At 31.7% G+C, this 17,985-nt stretch carries 16 protein-coding genes; 10 read left to right on the plus strand and 6 right to left on the minus strand.

What is annotated here, in order from left to right; all coding sequences use genetic code 11:
* Window positions 1-87: 87 nt before the first annotated feature.
* From ACIJYI_RS01320 to ACIJYI_RS01350, 7 genes are all read left to right on the plus strand, one after another.
* Entirely contained in the window at window positions 88-831 is a 744-nt protein-coding gene (locus ACIJYI_RS01320; protein ID WP_435114331.1) for a maleate cis-trans isomerase family protein, read from the plus strand.
* 4 nt (window positions 832-835) lie between these two features.
* A complete protein-coding gene (locus ACIJYI_RS01325) occupies window positions 836-2,002 on the plus strand; it encodes a M24 family metallopeptidase (protein WP_435114332.1) in 1,167 nt (388 codons plus the stop codon).
* 39 nt (window positions 2,003-2,041) lie between these two features.
* Window positions 2,042-3,127, plus strand: coding sequence for an ABC transporter ATP-binding protein (locus tag ACIJYI_RS01330; protein WP_435114333.1), 1,086 nt, complete (start codon window positions 2,042-2,044; stop codon window positions 3,125-3,127).
* A 124-nt stretch (window positions 3,128-3,251) separates the two neighbouring features.
* Window positions 3,252-4,376: an extracellular solute-binding protein gene (locus ACIJYI_RS01335; RefSeq protein ID WP_435114334.1), complete on the plus strand. Its 1,125-nt coding sequence runs from the start codon at window positions 3,252-3,254 to the stop codon at window positions 4,374-4,376.
* Window positions 4,377-4,445: 69 nt separating this feature from the next.
* Window positions 4,446-5,693 carry an ABC transporter permease gene (locus tag ACIJYI_RS01340; RefSeq protein WP_435114335.1) on the plus strand — a complete coding sequence of 416 codons (1,248 nt, stop codon included), beginning with the start codon at window positions 4,446-4,448 and terminating at the stop codon, window positions 5,691-5,693.
* A 2-nt stretch (window positions 5,694-5,695) separates the two neighbouring features.
* Complete coding sequence (locus tag ACIJYI_RS01345; protein ID WP_435114336.1) at window positions 5,696-6,550, plus strand: ABC transporter permease; 855 nt, start codon at window positions 5,696-5,698, stop codon at window positions 6,548-6,550.
* A 53-nt stretch (window positions 6,551-6,603) separates the two neighbouring features.
* On the plus strand, window positions 6,604-8,826 hold the full coding sequence (locus tag ACIJYI_RS01350) for a 3-hydroxyacyl-CoA dehydrogenase NAD-binding domain-containing protein (RefSeq protein WP_435114337.1): 2,223 nt from the start codon (window positions 6,604-6,606) through the stop codon (window positions 8,824-8,826).
* 3 nt (window positions 8,827-8,829) lie between these two features.
* Here ACIJYI_RS01350 and ACIJYI_RS01355 read toward each other — a convergent pair whose 3' ends face one another.
* Window positions 8,830-9,474 carry a peptidylprolyl isomerase gene (locus ACIJYI_RS01355; RefSeq protein WP_435114338.1) on the minus strand — a complete coding sequence of 215 codons (645 nt, stop codon included), beginning with the start codon at window positions 9,472-9,474 and terminating at the stop codon, window positions 8,830-8,832.
* A gap of 2 nt (window positions 9,475-9,476) precedes the next feature.
* Window positions 9,477-10,199: a putative zinc-binding metallopeptidase gene (locus ACIJYI_RS01360; RefSeq protein WP_435114339.1), complete on the minus strand. Its 723-nt coding sequence runs from the start codon at window positions 10,197-10,199 to the stop codon at window positions 9,477-9,479.
* A 55-nt stretch (window positions 10,200-10,254) separates the two neighbouring features.
* Here ACIJYI_RS01360 and speB point away from each other — a divergent pair, with 55 nt between their 5' ends.
* The 3 genes from speB to ACIJYI_RS01375 all read left to right on the plus strand — a co-directional run bounded on the left by speB (window position 10,255) and on the right by ACIJYI_RS01375 (window position 14,309).
* Complete coding sequence (gene speB, locus ACIJYI_RS01365) at window positions 10,255-11,214, plus strand: agmatinase (RefSeq protein ID WP_435114340.1); 960 nt, start codon at window positions 10,255-10,257, stop codon at window positions 11,212-11,214.
* A 21-nt stretch (window positions 11,215-11,235) separates the two neighbouring features.
* Window positions 11,236-12,672 (plus strand): aldehyde dehydrogenase family protein, encoded by a 1,437-nt coding sequence (locus tag ACIJYI_RS01370; protein WP_435114341.1) that lies wholly within the window; start codon window positions 11,236-11,238, stop codon window positions 12,670-12,672.
* Between the two features lie 188 nt (window positions 12,673-12,860).
* Window positions 12,861-14,309 (plus strand): NCS1 family nucleobase:cation symporter-1, encoded by a 1,449-nt coding sequence (locus ACIJYI_RS01375; protein ID WP_435114342.1) that lies wholly within the window; start codon window positions 12,861-12,863, stop codon window positions 14,307-14,309.
* Between the two features lie 43 nt (window positions 14,310-14,352).
* Here the strand turns inward: ACIJYI_RS01375 and ACIJYI_RS01380 are convergent, their stop codons facing one another.
* Genes ACIJYI_RS01380 through argE form a run of 4 tightly spaced genes read right to left on the minus strand, consistent with a single transcriptional unit; the run spans window position 14,353 to window position 17,968 of the window.
* The gene (locus ACIJYI_RS01380) at window positions 14,353-14,847 is read right to left on the minus strand and encodes an ureidoglycolate lyase (RefSeq protein WP_435114343.1); all 495 of its coding nucleotides are present in this window, start codon (window positions 14,845-14,847) and stop codon (window positions 14,353-14,355) included.
* Window positions 14,847-15,836 carry an allantoicase gene (alc, locus tag ACIJYI_RS01385; protein WP_435114344.1) on the minus strand — a complete coding sequence of 330 codons (990 nt, stop codon included), beginning with the start codon at window positions 15,834-15,836 and terminating at the stop codon, window positions 14,847-14,849. The genes ACIJYI_RS01380 and alc overlap by 1 nt, the downstream gene beginning before the upstream one ends.
* Complete coding sequence (gene puuE, locus ACIJYI_RS01390; protein WP_435114346.1) at window positions 15,836-16,738, minus strand: allantoinase PuuE; 903 nt, start codon at window positions 16,736-16,738, stop codon at window positions 15,836-15,838. The genes alc and puuE overlap by 1 nt, the downstream gene beginning before the upstream one ends.
* Window positions 16,739-16,777: 39 nt before the next feature.
* The gene (argE, locus tag ACIJYI_RS01395; RefSeq protein WP_435114347.1) at window positions 16,778-17,968 is read right to left on the minus strand and encodes an acetylornithine deacetylase; all 1,191 of its coding nucleotides are present in this window, start codon (window positions 17,966-17,968) and stop codon (window positions 16,778-16,780) included.
* Window positions 17,969-17,985 lie beyond the last annotated feature (17 nt).

Genomic DNA, 17,985 nt, shown 5'->3' on the forward strand with positions numbered 1-17,985 from the left:
GTCTTACGACGAGTTATGTATCGCTATTAATGAAAACCTTAATTTAACTAGACAATTTTAGCAATATATATTTAATCTCTTTGACGTATGAAACTTGATAAAATTGACCCAAAATACTTAGAAAAACCTAATCCAAGAATTGGTCTAATTACCCTTGCAAGTGACTTTAGAATTGAAAAAGATTTTAACAATGTAATTTATGGAAAGGAAATTGATTTATTTTCTAATCGCATTCATTGTTATAATCCATTGACTAACGAAACATTAAAAAAGATGGCTGATGATATCACTGATGTCACAAAAGAAATTCTTCCAGATCAAAAATTAGATTGTGTTGCATATGGTTGTACTTCAGGAACAATAGCTGCTGGATATACTTCAATTTATGAAAAAGTTAATCTTGCAAAACCCAATACCAAAGTCACAACTCCAATCACGTCAGCTATTAAGGCTTTAAAAAAATTTAACTTTAACAAAATATCTGTGTTCACGCCTTATACTAATGAGATTAACCAGTCTGTTGTAGAATATTTTAAAAAAGAAAATATTGAAGTTGTTTCATTATCTTTCTTTGATATTGCATCTGATCTTGATATTGGAAAAGTAGATCAAAACTATCTATTTGATGTATTATCTAAAATTGATTTATCTAAAAGTGATGCTTTGTTTGTTTCTTGCACCGCGCTTCCTGTTTTATCTATAATAGATAAGTTGGAAAAAAAATTAGGTAAGATTGTGCTTTCAAGCAACCAAACATTGATCTGGGATACATTAAAAGAGATAAATTATAATAAAAATATTGACGGTTTCGGACAATTATTTAAAGATTAAAAATATGGATTTTACAAAAGAAGAATACAAAGAAAGATTAAAAAAAGTTCAAAAAATGATGCAAAAAAAAGGCATCGAACTATTAATTTCACACGACACAAATAATTTAAATTATTTAACGGGTTACGATGCGTGGTCATTTTATTATGCTCAATGTGCAATAGTTCATGTTGATGCTGAAGAACCATTATGTTTTGTGAGAGCACAAGACTCTGGGGGAGCATATATAAAAACATATTTAAAAGATGAAAATATTATTGTTTATGATGAAAATTATATTCATACGTGGCCAAAACATCCTTATGATTATTTAGTTCAAGTAATCAAAGAAAGAAAGTGGGATAAACTTTCTGTGGGTGTCGAAATGGATGCTCATTATTATACGGCATTCTGCCATGAAAAAATTAAACAAGGTTTACCAAATGCTAAAATTGTAGACAGTGATAGACTTGTTAACTGGGCAAGATTAGTAAAATCTGATGCTGAAATTGGATTTATGAAATCAGCTGCTTTAATTTCTCAAAAAGGAATGAAGACAGCAATGGAGGTCATTAATCCAGGTGTTAGGCAATGTGATGCTGTAGGTGAAATTCAAAAATCATTATTTTATGGAACAGAGGAATTTGGGGGGGAATATTCAAGTATCGCAACTTTACTTCCAACAGGTAAGGGCACCTCAGCTTCACATTTAACTGCTACTCAAGATAAATTTGTAGAAGGTGAGGCAACTATTATTGAATTGTCAGGTGTTTATAAAAGATATCATGCGCCAATGGCTAGAACAGTATTGCTTGGAAAACCTGATCAGTTAAAAATTGATACAATGAAGAAAACTATTGAGGCCTTAGAAACAGGAATTAGCGCTGTAAAACCAGGAAATACTGCAGATGATGTGGCACAAGCGTTTTGGAAAATATTAGATAAATATGGAATTGATAAAAAATCTAGAACTGGATATTCAATTGGAATAGGCTACCCACCAGACTGGGGAGAGCATACTCTTAATATATATAAAGGAGACATGACTGTTTTAGAGCCCAATGTTTGTTTTCATATGATTGCAGTAATGCAATTTGGTGATTGGGGCGTTGAAGCATCTGAGGCTATCAGAGTAACAGACAATGGCAGTGAATTGTTTTGTAATATGAGCAAAGAATTGCATATTAAATAAATTACTTGATTATCAATCTAACAAATGTTTTAAAGTCATATGGGTAATGATCACTTTGTAAGATTCGAGAATGTGGATAAAAGTTACGACGGTAAGCAACTTGTTGTTAAAGGTTTGGATTTAGATATTGCTGAAGGTGAGTTTGTAACGATGCTTGGGCCATCGGGTTCTGGTAAAACAACTTGTTTGATGATGTTGGCTGGATTTGAAACTCCAACTAATGGACAGATTTATTTAGATAACAAAGTTATCTCAGATATTCCTCCACACAAAAGAGGAATTGGAATGGTATTTCAAAACTATGCTTTGTTTCCACACATGACTGTTTATGAAAACTTAGCTTTTCCATTAAGAGTTAGAAAAATTCCAAAAGATGAAGCTGATAAAAAAGTTGATAAAGCATTATCAATGGTATCTCTTCAAGGCTTTGAAGCTAGAATGCCAATGCAATTATCAGGTGGTCAACAACAAAGGGTTGCTGTTGCAAGATCATTAGTATTTGATCCACAATTAGTTTTAATGGACGAACCACTTGGTGCCTTAGATAAAAATTTAAGAGAGAGTATGCAATATGAAATTAAACATATTCACGAAAGCATTGGTGTAACAGTTGTATACGTTACACACGATCAAACGGAAGCTTTGACGATGTCTAATAGAATTGCAGTTTTTAATGACGGAAAAGTTCAACAACTTTCTAGCCCTGATGAATTATATGAAAGACCTGTTAATTCTTTTGTTGCAGAGTTTATTGGAGAGAATAATACTTTTGCAGGTGAAGTAACAGATGTTTCGGGTGATAAATGCAAAGTTAAACTAACTTCAGGTTCAGAAATTTTAGCAAATCCAATTGTTGCAAAAGCAAAAGGGGACAAAACCACAATATCTCTTAGACCTGAAAGAGCATTGATTGATCCAGAAACTAAAATGGATAACAATCACAAAGGTAAAATTGAAGAAGTAATATATCACGGTGACCACACAAGATTAAGAGTAGATCTATTAGGTAACAATCAATTTATTCTAAAAGTTCCAAATAGTTCAAGCAGAATGGATATCAAAGCAGGCAAAGAAATTAATATTGGCTGGAACAGTGTCGACTGCAGAGCTTTAGATCCTAAGTAATCACTGAAATTATTCCCAATAAATATAAGACAAAATAGCCATAATCAGCTGTTGACTAAGCTATTCTATATTGTTTTAGTATCACTTTATAAAATAAAAACGTTAACGTTAAATAGGAGAATACATGAAAAAAATAAGTAAATTATTACTTGCTCTTTCTTTTGTACTTTCTGTAACAACTTCAGCATTTGCAGTAACTGTAGTGTCTTGGGGTGGAGCTTACACAGAGTCACAAAAATTGGGTTACGGTGATCCTACAGCAGCGAAACTTGGAATACCTGTAAACTGGGTAGACTACACTGGTGGATTATCAGAAATTAAAGCTCAAAAAGAAGCTGGAAAAATAACTTGGGACATTATCGATGTGTACGCAAAAGATACTATCGTTGGATGTGACGAAGGTATTTTCCATGAATTCGATTTTGACAAAGACTTTGCACCTGCTCCAGATGGAACACCTGCAAGTCAAGACTTCTTTACAGGCATGCCTTCAAAATGTGCAGTTGGAAACATTCTGTACTCTTGGAACTATGCTTATAACGATGCAACAATCGGTGATACAAAACCAACTAAGTTAAAAGACTTTTTTGACACTAAAAAGTTCCCTGGTAAAAGAGCAATTTACAAAGGTGCTATGTCTAACTTAGAAATAGCTATCACTGCAGACGGTGTAAACCCTGGTAAAGGTTCTGACTTAACTTACAGAAAACTTGAAGCTGATGGTGGAATAGACAGAGCTATGGCAATGTTTACAAAACTTTGTAATGATAAAGAAAATGGTGGATGTGTATTCTGGAATGCTGGAGCTCAACCACCAGAACTACTTGCTAATGGTGAAGTAGTAATGGCTACTGGTTGGAATGGTAGATTCTTTAACGCACAAATGGAAGGAACTCCACTTGTACAAGTTTGGGATGGACAAATTCTTGACTATGAATACTTTGCATTAGTTAAAGATGGTCCAGGTTATGCTGACGGTTCAGCTATGAAAGTACTTAGAGAAATGACTAGCTCAGAAGGTTTAGCTGGAAGTGCTAAGTACATTGCATACGCGCCTTGGAGAAAATCTTCAATCGCAGTTATGGAAGCTGGAGAGCCTTGGTTTAAAGATGGTAAGACTTACATGGTACCACATATGCCAACAGCACCTGCTAACACTAAAAGATACATCCTAATGAACCCTGATTTTTGGGCAGATAACCAAGATGAAATCGGTGAAAAATGGGAAGCTATGAAAGCTGGTCTATAATTTAGTTTTATAGAATAGTTTTTTATACTATATTAAAGGGGCAGTTATTTATAACTGCCCTTTTTTATTATGAGCAAAGAACAAATATTATCATCTGACGGATTACCTTTAGAAGTTAGCTTAAAAAAAGCTGAACGAAAAAATAAACTTAAAGCTGTTGCACTCGTTGCTCCATTATTTTTATTTATTTTAATTATTTATGTTTTTCCAATTGGAGATATGTTGTTTAGAAGTGTTGATGATCGAATGATCACTAAAATGCTTCCTAAGACATTTGCCGCGATGGAAAAATGGGATGGCCAAGATTTACCAGAAGAACCAGTTTACAAAGGTCTTTATGAAGATTTATCTTATTTAAAAAAGAATAAAACTTACGGTAAAATTATAGCTAGATTAAATTATGAAAAAGCTGGCTTTAGTAGCTTAATAAAAAAAACAGTTAGAAAAATCAATAAATTTGAAGAAGGTAATTATAAAGAACAGTTTATCAAAGTTCATAAAAGGTGGGGTCAAAGCGAATATTTGGTAGCTCTAAAAAATACAGCTCCGAATTGGTCTTATGCCAAATATTTAAAAGGTATAGATAGAAAATTTGATCAAGATAGAAATATAATTCAAGTTCCAGAAGATAGAAGAATACACAAAACTTTATGGTTAAGAACATTAAACGTAGCTTTTTGGGTTACCATATTCTGCTTTATTCTTGCTTACCCAATATCACACTTATTAGCGACGCTACCTATGAAATACAGTAATTTACTAATGATTTGTGTCTTACTTCCTTTTTGGACCTCATTGTTAGTTAGAACTTCTAGTTGGATGGTTTTACTTCAGCAACAGGGACCCATAAATGATTTAATTGTTTGGATTGGCTTAGTCGCTGACGATAATAGGCCAGAGCTGATGTATAATGTAATAGGGACGTTTGTTGCAATGACCCAAATATTATTACCTTTCATGGTTCTACCTCTTTATAGTGTGATGAAGACTATATCACCTAGCTTGATGAGAGCTGGAAAATCATTAGGTGGAACACCACTTGTATCTTTTGTTAAAATTTATTTTCCATTAACCATTCCTGGAATTGGTGCTGGATGTTTATTGGTATTTATTTTAGCGATAGGATATTACATTACCCCTGCATTAGTGGGTGGAGCAAGTGGATCATTAATTAGTAACACAATTGCTTATCATATGAAGAGTTCATTAGACTGGGCGTTTGCATCTGCTCTTGGAACTATGTTGTTAGTTGGAGTACTAACTATTTATTGGATTTATAATAAACTTGTAGGAATAGATAATATTAAACTAGGATAATTATGGCATTACCAAAACATACACAATTAAATTACAGAATTTGGCATTACACATACTTGTTCTTTTGTGGTTTAGTTTTTTTCTTCTTAATTGCACCTTTGTTTGTAATATTACCACTGTCATTTAATGCTGAGCAATACATCCACTTTTCTTCAAAAATGTTAGCACTAGATCCTGAAGGGTTTTCTCTAAGATGGTATGAAGACATGATTTATGGAACTAAGAACCCATGGGGACTTGCAACAAAAAATAGTTTAATTATTGCTTTCTTTGCCACAATAGGATCAACCATTCTTGGAACTGTTGCTGCATTGGGTTTAAGCAGTAGGTATATGCCATATAAAGCTGCTTTCATGGCTTTATTAATTTCGCCCATGATTGTTCCTTTAATCATTTCGGGTACAGCGATATTTTTCTTTATGGCAAAAGTTGGCTTAGCTGCAACTCATACAGGAATTGTATTATCACATATAATCTTAGGAACTCCATTTGTAGTAATTACTGTTACTGCAACTTTAACTGGTTTTGATCATAGTGTAACACGTGCTGCTGCAAGTTTAGGAAGCAATCCAGTAAACACATTTATGAAAATTACATTACCATTAATTATGCCAGGCGTAATTTCAGGAGCATTATTTGCTTTTGTGACTTCATTTGATGAAGTTGTAGTTGTACTATTTTTAGCTGGATTAGAGAACACTACTATTCCAATTCAAATGTGGGTAGGATTAAGAGAACAATTAAGTCCAACTATTATGGCGGTTGCGACATGTTTGATTATTATGTCTACCTTAATCTTGGTTAGTGCAGAGCTTTTAAGAAGAAGATCTGAAAGACTAAGAGGAATTAATAGATAATTAATTTACTTAATTATATTTTTTCAATATAAATTTCTTTTCAATATTAAATTATGGATATTAAGAAAGTTGTAGTTATTGGATCTGGAACCATGGGAAGTGGGATAGCCGCTCACTTATGCAATGCAAATATACCTGTTACATTATTAGACCTTACAACTGAAATTTCAGAAAAAGCTAGAGATAGAATATTCAAGTCAAAACCACCATTACTGTTAGATAAATCACAAATCGAAAATATTAAAGTAGGTAATATTGATGATAATTTTGATGTGGTCAAAAAAGCAGATTGGGTAGTTGAAGCAGTAGTTGAGAGAATTGATATTAAACATAATATTTATGAAAAAATTTTCAAAAATAGAAAAGCAGGAGCAATTGTTTCATCAAACACTTCATCTATTCCAATTAAAGTTTTATCTGAAAAATTAACAAAAGAGGAAAAAAAGGATTTCTGTATTACTCACTTTTTCAATCCGGTGCGTTACATGGGTTTATTAGAGATTGTTAAAAACGAAAATAATGATTTAGATAAAATAAACTCTTTAAAGAAATTTTGTGAAATAGAATTAGGAAAAGGAGCAATTGTTTGTAATGACACCCCAGGATTTTTAGGAAATAGAATAGGTGTTTTTGCAATGCAAATTGCTATGACAGAGGCTTTTAAAATGAAATTAAGCATTGAAGAAGCAGATGCAATTTTTGGAAGACCAATGGGAATTCCAAAGACAGGGGTCTTTGGTCTTTATGATTTAATAGGAATTGATTTAATGGCAGATGTTTTAAAAAGTTTTGTCAAAGAATTGTCAGAGAATGATCCTTTTCAAGAAGTAGCTAAAGAAATTCCTTTAGTTAAAAAATTAATTGAAACAGGTTTTACTGGTCGAAAAGGTAAGGGTGGTTTTTATCGAATGAATAAAACTGGCACAACTAAGATTATGGAAGCAATTAATCTTGAAACTGGTGAGTATTCAAAAAGTCAAAAAATTAATATTGGATCTGATATGGTTGATTTAAATTCTTTGATTTCAAGGGATGATAAATTTGGTGAATATGCTTGGTCGGTTATTTCAAAAATTATAAAATATTCTTCTTCTTTAGTCCCTGATATTACCAAAGATTTTAATGACATTGATGAAGCAATGAGATTAGGTTTTAACTGGGCAAAAGGTCCATTTGAAATGTTAGAAGAAATTGGTGTTGAAAACTTTTTTAATAAAGTTGATGAATATAAAGGAAATGAATTTTTAGAAAATTTATCTAAAAGTAAAAACCAAGATTTTTATGGTTCAAGACAAAAATATACTGAAATTGAAACTTTAGGAAAAGTTAAGAAAAAAGCTGTTAGTGTTGATGGAAATAATTCAGCGCAGATTTATCATTTTAATGACTATAATATTGTTGAATTTACAACTAAAGCTAATGCGCTTGATTACGATTCAATGGACGCTCTTAAAAAGGCAACTGATAAACCGCTAATTATCATTAACGAAAGTATGCAATTTTCTGCTGGAGTAAATTTAACTTATACAATGGATTTTGCAGACAAAGGTGATTTTAAATCTATTGAAAAATTTATTAAATATTTCCAAAAAACATGCAAACATTTAAAGTATTCTGAACATCCAGTAATCTCAGCACCTTCAGGTTTGACACTTGGTGGTGGGTTTGAAGTAATGGTTCAAAGTAATTTTGTAGCCTCACATACAAATATAGTTGTTGGTTTAGTTGAAACTATTGTTGGATTAATACCAGCAGGAGGTGGATGTAAAGAAATGTTAGCAAGATGGCTTGATACTGATGAAGCCAAAAAAGATCCAAATTATGCACCTCTTAAAGTATTTGATATCATTGGTTATGGAAAAACTGCAACTTCACCAGTTGAAGCTGAACCAATGAAATATTTAAAACCTGGAGATAAAAAAATTATGAATAGAAATAGTTTACTTGAAGTTTCAAAAGAAATTTTAAATGAAAATAAAGATTTTAAAGCGCCATCAGAGACAAAGTTTAATCTTCCTGGAAAAGTAGTTCTTCCTGAAATGAATAAGATTTTAGAAAAACTCTATAATGATAAAGTTATTTTAGATCATGGATTAAAGGTTGCTCAAGAATTGGCTCATGTATTGAGTGGTGGTGACACTACAATTGATAAAACTTTAACTGAAGAAGATTTATTTAAATTAGAATTAGATGCTTTTATGCGATTAATTGAAACCAAACAAACACAAGATAGAATTAAACACACTTTAGCAACAGGCAAGCCTTTAGTTAATTAATATTTACTTAAACATTTCAACTGTATTTATAAAATCAGGTCTAAGCACATATTCAGATCTATGAGAATATCTAATTTTTTCTAAAACTTTTATACCGTAAATCACTTTCCCTATAGGAGTGTATTCACCTTCAAATAGCGGTTCATCATCAAGAATAATAAAAAATTGACTATCTTCAGTGTCATATTTTAAAGTTCTTGCCAAAGCAACTGTACCTCTTTTAAAATTAAACTCAGCATCAACTTCTGATTTAATAGTACCAAAACCTGATTTTCCAGTTCCAATTTTACCATAATCTAATTGATTTTTTTTACCAAACTCAAGATCGCCAGCTTGAACAAGTTTATCTTTAATTACTCTATGAAAAGCTACATTGTCATATGATTTTAAGTTTATTAATTTTTTAAATCTATCAACTCCTTTTGGTGATACATCGGGATAGAGTTCAATTATAACATTTCCACATTCCGCATTAAGGACAACAATATTTGTTGGGTTTTCAAAATTAATTTTATGTGGATCAAAATATTTTACAAATAAGCATTTATTTTTAATCAAGATTGTAAAACTTAAAGCAAAAATTCCTAATAGTATTAAAAATATAAAAATTAACTTTTCGTGTAACGACGCTTTAACTATTTTAATCATATTTAAAATACAAAAGTATTATCAATTTTATTTAACTTTTCTTTAATATATTCTATTTTTTTATTAAGAATTTCATCATTTGAAACTTTATAATTACCAGATATTAAATGTGAATATACTTCTGCCATATCTTCTGATGGAATTGTCATCGAATATTCAGTAAAAAAACCGTTAGTATTTTTATATGTATCAAGACCTAATTTTTTTGAACAAGTAGAGCATTCTGCATAGTTAAAATTTGGATCATTAAATTTTTTCCATTCATCCTCATCAAATAAATCCTTAAACCCTTCGTTTATAATATGAAATAGTTCGTGATGAATTACTCTTTCAAAATATTTTTCATTAAATTTTAGATCAATAATTAATGTTTTCATTACATGATCTGGAATTCCGGCTGTATTTATTCCTGAAATAGAAAGGTTTTCACACATGACAATATATTTAAGATTAATCTTTTTCAAAAATTCTTTTGAATATCGATTTAAATTTTTAGATATTATTTGATATTTTTTATCGTAAGTCTTTTGTTCTGAATTATTGCATACAATATTCTTCTGAACTCCCAGTCTAAATGGTTTTGTTGCATAGAAATATTTAAGTTTATTGGTTGTTTTTAATTCATAGATTTCTAAATTTGGTATTTTAATAAGATTATAAATAGAATTAGAGTTTGCAGATGTTATTAAAAAAAATGATATTAAAACCAGCTTAAAAATCTTCATAAATATAATTTAGATGATATTCGATTTAAATAGAATGTGGTACATTTGTTTATAAATGAAAAAAGAACGTAATAAAAATCCTGTTCAACCTGTTAGCGGAACTAAAGTACCAAGATTTGCTGGCCCATCAACATTTGCAAGATTACCTGAGTTAAGAGATGTTGAAAGTTGCGATGTTGCAATTGTCGGAGTACCATTTGATGCAGGCACAAGTTATAGACCTGGTGCAAGATTTGGTCCACAAAGTATTCGTCAAGCTTCAAGACATTTAAGAACTAATTATCATCCAAGTTATGATGTGGAACCTTTTAAGGTTCAGCAGGTAGCTGACGCTGGAGATATTACATGCAACCCTTTTAGTATAGATGAAGCAATAAAACAGATTGAAGTTGGTGCAACAGATTTATTAAATAAAGTAGGTGGTATAATTAGTTTAGGTGGTGATCACACAATTGCAGTTCCGCTTCTTAGAGCAATTAATAAGAAATGTAATGGACCAGTTGCATTAGTCCATTTTGATGCACACCTCGACACTTGGGATACTTATTTTGGTGCACCTTACACACATGGAACTCCTTTTAGAAGAGCAAGAGAAGAGGGATTATTTTTAGATGATGCTTCAATGCATGTTGGTATTAGAGGTCCACTTTATAGTAGGGATGATATTAAAAATGATGAAGGTTTTGGGTTTAAGATAATTCATTGTGATGAATTTCAAACTGAAGGAACAGATAAAATTGCCGAAAGAATTAAGAAAAGAGTAGGTGATAATCCTTTATACTTATCAATAGATATTGATGTGCTTGACCCTGCCTTTGCTCCAGGAACAGGTACTCCGGAAATTGCTGGCATGACTACAAGAGAAATGGTCAATGTTTTAAGAGGACTTTCGGGATTAAACTTAGTTTCTGCTGATGTAGTTGAAGTTTCTCCTGCATATGACCATGCAGAGGTTACCTCATTAGCTGCAGCAACTATTGTTTATGAGCTCACAAATCTATTTGCAAAATCATAAAGAAAGGATAATTTCAAAAATATGTTAGATAAAAAAAATTTTTATATTAATGGTGAATGGGTTTCTCCAAAAAAACCTAATGATTTAAAAGTAATTGATCCATCAACAGAAGAGGAATGTGCAGTTATATCTTTAGGTGGTATAGAAGATGTGAATGACGCAGTAAGTGCTGCAACAAAAGCATTTGAAATTTGGGCTTTTTCATCAAAAGAAGAAAGATTAAAATATTTAGAAGCTCTATATGATGTTTATAAAAAAAGATGGGCTGATATGGCAAAAGCAATATCACTTGAAATGGGAGCGCCAATAGATTTCTCAACTCAACTTCAAGCAGGAACTGGTGCAAGTCATATCAAAACATTTATAAAAGTTTTAAAAGAATATAATTTTGAAGAAAACCTTGGAGAACATGCTCCTAATTGTAAAATAATTCATGAACCAAAAGGAGTTTGTGCATTAATTACACCGTGGAATTGGCCAATGAACCAGACTTGTTTAAAAGTAATCCCAGCAATAGCTAGTGGTTGTACAATGGTTTTGAAGCCATCAGAGATTTCTCCTTTATCATCAATAATATTGGCTGAAATGATTGATGAGATTAAGTTACCCAAAGGTGTTTTTAATTTAGTTAATGGAGACGGTGCTGTTACAGGAAATGCATTAACAAGCCATCCAGATGTAAATATGATTTCGTTTACAGGCTCTACAAGAGCTGGTGCTTTAATTTCTGAAAATGCGTCAAAAGATTTTAAAAGAGTTAGCCTAGAATTAGGTGGCAAAGGTGCAAATATTATATTTAAAGACGCTGACGCTGAGGCTGTTGAGAGAGGTGCTTTAAGATGTTTTAGAAATACAGGTCAATCATGTAATGCACCAACAAGAATGTTGGTAGAAAAATCAATGTATGATGAAGCAGTCGAAAGAGTTAAAAATTTTGCTAATTCAATGAAAGTTGATGTCGCAACAAAAGAAGGTGATCATATAGGACCAGTGGTATCTAAAGCTCAATTTGAAAAAATTCAGTCTTTAATTCAAGTTGGAATTGACGAAGGTGCAAAACTAGTTGCTGGAGGAATTGGTAAACCAGATGGTTTAGATAAAGGATATTTTGTTAAACCTACTGCTTTTGCAGATGTTAATAATCAAATGCAAATTGCAAGAACTGAAATTTTTGGACCAGTTTTATCAATTATACCTTTTGAAACAGAAGAAGAGGCTGTTGCAATTGCAAATGATACTCCTTACGGACTTTTAAATTTTATTCAAACCCAAGATCATAAAAAAGCAAATCGTGTTGCAAAAAAATTAAGATCAGGAATGGTTGATATTAACGGTGCAGGTCCTGCGCCCGATGCCCCTTTTGGAGGTTATAAACATTCTGGTATCGGTCGTGAAGCTGGCAAATATGGTCTTGAAGAATACCTGGAAGTTAAGTCAGTAAGCGGTTGGAACGAATAATCTTAAATAATTAAAAATCAGACTTACTTTGTGTTCAGAATAGGTTTTTCCTACTAATTGATCAATTTTAGACGTTTGTAAGAATTTTTTTTGTTTACAGTTATTACTCAAAGTACATACTGTCGCAGAATAGGATGATGTAATTAAAAAAATTACTTCAACCTGTAACAAAAAAAAGGGAGAAAAATATGAGTAGATCGTCAAAACTCTACAACTCAGATTTAGCACCAACTCCAAAAGCTAAAAAAAATTGGGGATGGTTCGAAATCTTTAACGTGTGGGCTAATGATGTTCAAAGTTTATTTGGTTATACTTTGGCAGCATCTTTATTCTTAGCGTCAGGACTAAATGGTTGGGCTGTATTTGCTGCATTAATTCTTGCAGGATTTTTTATAATGTGGCTTGTAAATTTATCAGGTAAACCAAGTGTAAAACATGGAATTCCATATCCAGTATTCGCTCGTGTCAGTATGGGTGTATTTGGAGCAAACTTTCCAGCAATGGCTAGAGGCCTTGTTGCAATGTTTTGGTATGGAGCACAAACTTATGCAGCATCAACTGCTGTAGCACTTCTAATTACTGGAATTACAGGAATGGAAGGTAAAGTTATGTTTCTTGGCATGACAGGTGTTATGTGGGTTTCATTTATATTTGTATCAGCTTTCCAAGTTTATTTATTTTGGCAAGGTGTCGACCTTGTAAAGAGATTTTTAAACTTCGCAGGTCCTGCAGTTTATGCAGTTATGATATTATTAATGATAGTTATCTGGGCTAAAGCTGGAGGAGGATTATTTTCTGAAGTTGGAACTATATTCTCTGGTGGTGAAAGAACTGGTGGTTTTGAAGGTTTAGGATCATTTGGAGCTTTCTTAGCTGTATTTTCAATTATGGTTGGATATTTCGCTGCGGTTGTAATCAATTTCGGTGACTTTGCTAGATTTGTTAAGAATGAAGATGAAATGAGAAAAGGTAACCTATGGGGATTAGTAGGAAACGTGATCTTATTCTCTTTTATTACTTTAATGATTACTGGTGGAACAATCGCTATTTTCGGTGAATACGTTGCAAGTCCAACAGATATGGTAGCTAAAGTAGATAACCTAGGATTAACAATTATTGCTGCATTTGCTTTCTTTGCTGCAACAGTTGGTATTAACATGGTTGCAAACTTTATACCTCCTGCATATGACTTAGCTAATTTAATGCCAGATAAGATTAACTTTAAAACAGGTGGTTTGATTACTGCTGGTTTTGGTTTTGTAATTGGTGGTATGTGGGTTGCTGTTATTACTCAAATGGGATTATTTCCATTTGTTAATACTTTAGGTGCAATTCTAGCCCCAGTATTTGGTATTATGATTGCTGATTATTATATCATTAAAAAAGAAAAATTAGATGTTGATGCATTGTTTGATGCTAGCGCTAAAGCTAAATATCATTACAGTGGTGGTTTTAACCACAAAGCAATTTTAGCTTGGGTACTATCAGGCTATATTGCAGTGGGAACTGTTTGGCCAAACATCTTAGTTTTAGGTTTAGGTGACTTCTTCGCTAACTTAGGTGGCGGTGGAGGTTATGCATGGATAATTGGAGCATCATTAGGTGCTGCAGTTCACTTAGCAATATCTAAAAGATAAAAAACAAATTAAGTTAAAGCCCGTTGCAGAAATGTAGCGGGCTTTAGTATTTTAAAACTATTTCTTCTTTATCAAAATTTTTAATAACAAGATTGTCACCAGATCCTTTTCTATCAACAACCAAGAAATTCATATCTTCAGTAGAGATTAAAGGAAAATGCCATATATCTGCATTATAATTAACACCTATGCCAGGTGGAACAATGAAAGACTCAACTTTGTTTAAATCAGGTTTGTCACCTGCAGGAGCAACAAATGCTAAAAAGGTAGTTGGCTTCATTGGAATAAATGCTTGGCTACCTAAAGGATGTTTTTCCATCATATCTATTTTCATTGGAAAAGTTCTTTTAAGGGCTGAAAAAATACAAATAGTTGTCTCTCCATTATCTTTAGAGGTATTAAGATTAGCTATACCATCAAATCTTTTTGCAAAGCCTTCATTTATTTCTATTGGATTAATACCATCTGTTGTAATCATATCTCCAAACTTAGAAAAATTTTGTTTAGTGATTTTTTTTGGGGTAATTGTAATATTCATTATTTAGCTTTACCAAAAATTCTAAATCTAGAGATACCTCCGTCAGGAAAAATATTAATCTTAATAAAGTTTATTTTATCGTTTTTCATTAATACATTCCTAAAAGTATGTGTCTTATTTGCCTTTAATATAGTTTTGTTCATTAAAGTTTTCCATTTATTTGAATCATTGACAATTGAAGACGAAGATTTTTTTTTTGTTATATATGCTGCTTGTAAAGAGCAATGACTTGGAAAGTTTCCTTTAAAATGATGAGTTGATATTTCAATCTTATTAATCTTTTCACCATCAATAGAATTTAATATTAACCAATCAAATCCTTTATCTCTTCTTCTTCTAGTTTCCCAACCATCTCCCATATTTTTTGCTTTTCCTGGGGCTAAAATATTTTCAGCCTTGCCAAAATGTTCATTATTACAAGCAATGACTGATGCTCCGTCTAAAAGAGAAGCAAGATTAATTGTTTTATTTCCAAAATCATTTTTTTCTTTAGATATATTTCCATAAAGTCTTAGTCTTGCAACACCGCCGTCTGGAAATATGTTTAATTTAATATGTGTAAAAACTGACTTAGAAGAAGTTTTAAAAATATGAGGACTATTTGCTTTAGTCTTTTTTTTACCAAGTAATGATTTCCATTTAAAATTTTGAATATTGTTTGATTTTGAATAACAGGCATCAATAGAAATCATTGAAGGTTGATTTCCATTAAAATGAGAAGTATCAACATTAACTTTTGAAATTGATCCAGGTCTACCTAATTTGATAATTAAATAATCATGACCAGGAGTTCTTTTTCTTCTCGACTCCCAACCATCCATCCATTTACCATTTTTATCAAATAATCCCTCTTTAAATACAGGTGCAGAGGGGTTAATAATTCTATCTGCAGATGCAAAAAAATCATCTGTTCTAAATATAACTTTTGAACCTAATCTAGGTTGAGCTAGATCAATTAGTCCGTTTGTAAATGTTATTTTTTTTGACATTATTTAGAATAGTTTTTAATCCAATGTTTAGCTATATCAACTCTTTTACATATCCATACATTTTTATGTTTTTTTATATAGTTTAGAAATTTTTTTAAAGCTTGTACTCTTCCAGGTTTGCCAATTATTCTACAATGCAATCCTACAGACATCATTTTTGGATGAGTTTTACCTTCTTCATACAATGCGTCAAAACTGTCTTTTAAGTATGAATAAAAATGGTCACCTGTATTAAATCCCTGGTTTGTTGCAAATCTCATATCATTGTTATCAAGTGTATAGGGAATAATTAGTTGTTTCTTTTTATTTCTTATTTCCCAATAAGGTAAGTCATCACTGTATGCGTCACTATCATATAAAAAACCACCATCTTCAAAAACTAAATCTCTGGTATTTGGACTACATCTTCCTGTGTACCAACCTAAAGGTCTTTCACCAAATATTATTTTATGATTTTTAATTGCCATTTTCATATGTTTTTTTTCTTCAGATTTTTTAATGTTTTGATAATCGATCCATCTCCATCCATGAGAGGCAACTTCATAATCTGAACTCATTAATGCTTTGCATATTTGAGGATTTTTGGCTAAAGCCATCCCAACTCCGAAAATGGTTACTGGAATTTTTTTTTCTTTAAATATTTTATGCAATCTCCAAAATCCTCTACGCGAGCCGTATTCATAAAGAGATTCCATATTAATATGTCTTCCTTTAACTGGTTGAGCACCTATAATTTCAGATAAAAAAACTTCTGAATTTTTGTCACCATTTAAAACACAATTTTCTGCTCCCTCTTCATAATTTAAAACTATTTGAACAGCTATTCTTGCATTATTAGGCCATTTAATCTTTTTATCCTTAGAGCCATATCCAACCATATCTCTGAGATCTTTTTTAGACATATTGAAATTATAATTTACTTTGCGTTGGTAAACAATTTATTAATTTAGAACTGACTCTACTTTAATTCCATCAAGTAAATTCAAACATTTCTTAAGTTCATCTAAAATAATGAACTCATCAATTTTATGAGCTTGGTCAATTGATCCTGGGCCACACACAACAGTACTAATTCCAATTTCTTGAAATAAACCTGCTTCAGTTCCAAATGAAACAACTTGTCTAGAATTATCTCCTGTTAAACTTGAAATTAGTTCACAAGCTTCTGATTTATTTACTCTATCAAAACCAACTATTTCACCAATAATATCTTTTTCAATTGAAGCATTTGAAAAAACTTTTTTCATTTCAGGTAGCAACACTTCATTTGCATATTTGTCTATTTCTTGGTTTAAAAATACACCATCCTCTTTAACTACTGGTCTTGTTTCCCAATTAACATGACATTTATCTGCTATTACGTTGTGAGCAATACCACCAAATACACCACCAATAGAAAGAGTAGAATGTGGTGGATCAAAAATAGAGTCTTTTGGCGCTCTACTTTTAAGTTTTTCTCTAAGTTCAATTAATTTATTGACATATTTTGAAGCATACTCAACAGCGCTTACACCTTTGTGAGGTGCTGAACTATGTCCTGCTAAACCTTTGAAATAAGTTGTGTATTCATAACATCCTTTATGAGCATCAATAATTTTCATATTAGTGGGTTCACCAATTATACAAATGCCATCTTTGATATCTCTTTTTTTTAATTCTTCTATTAATACAGGCGCTCCTTGGCACGCTGTTTCCTCATCAAATGTAAATGAAAAATGAATATCTCTATCTAAATTTGATTCAGAGTAAATAGGCGCATATGCTAGAGCACATGCAATAAATCCTTTCATGTCACATGCACCTCTTCCATATAACTTGTCTCCTTTAACCGTTGCAATAAAAGGATCTGTGCTCCAACCTTTTGAAACTGGAACAACATCAGTATGACCTGATAGAATTATTGGTTTTTTGGTTTTTGAATTTTTAGCTTTAAGAGTCGCAAATAGATTAACTCTTTTTTTTTCATTATCATAAGTTCGAAAAGATGTAGCGCCAAGTTTTTTTAAAATCTCATCACAATAATCAATTAATGAGCTGTTATCTTGTCCAGAAATAGTTTTAAAGGCTATTAAGTCCTTTAAAATCCTAACTGAATGATCAAACAATAGCTCTGAATTATTTTCTGTACTCATATTTAGCAATTATTATA

The organism is Candidatus Pelagibacter bacterium nBUS_36 (genome assembly GCF_051201215.1).
In the GTDB taxonomy this organism is placed as follows: domain Bacteria; phylum Pseudomonadota; class Alphaproteobacteria; order Pelagibacterales; family Pelagibacteraceae; genus Pelagibacter.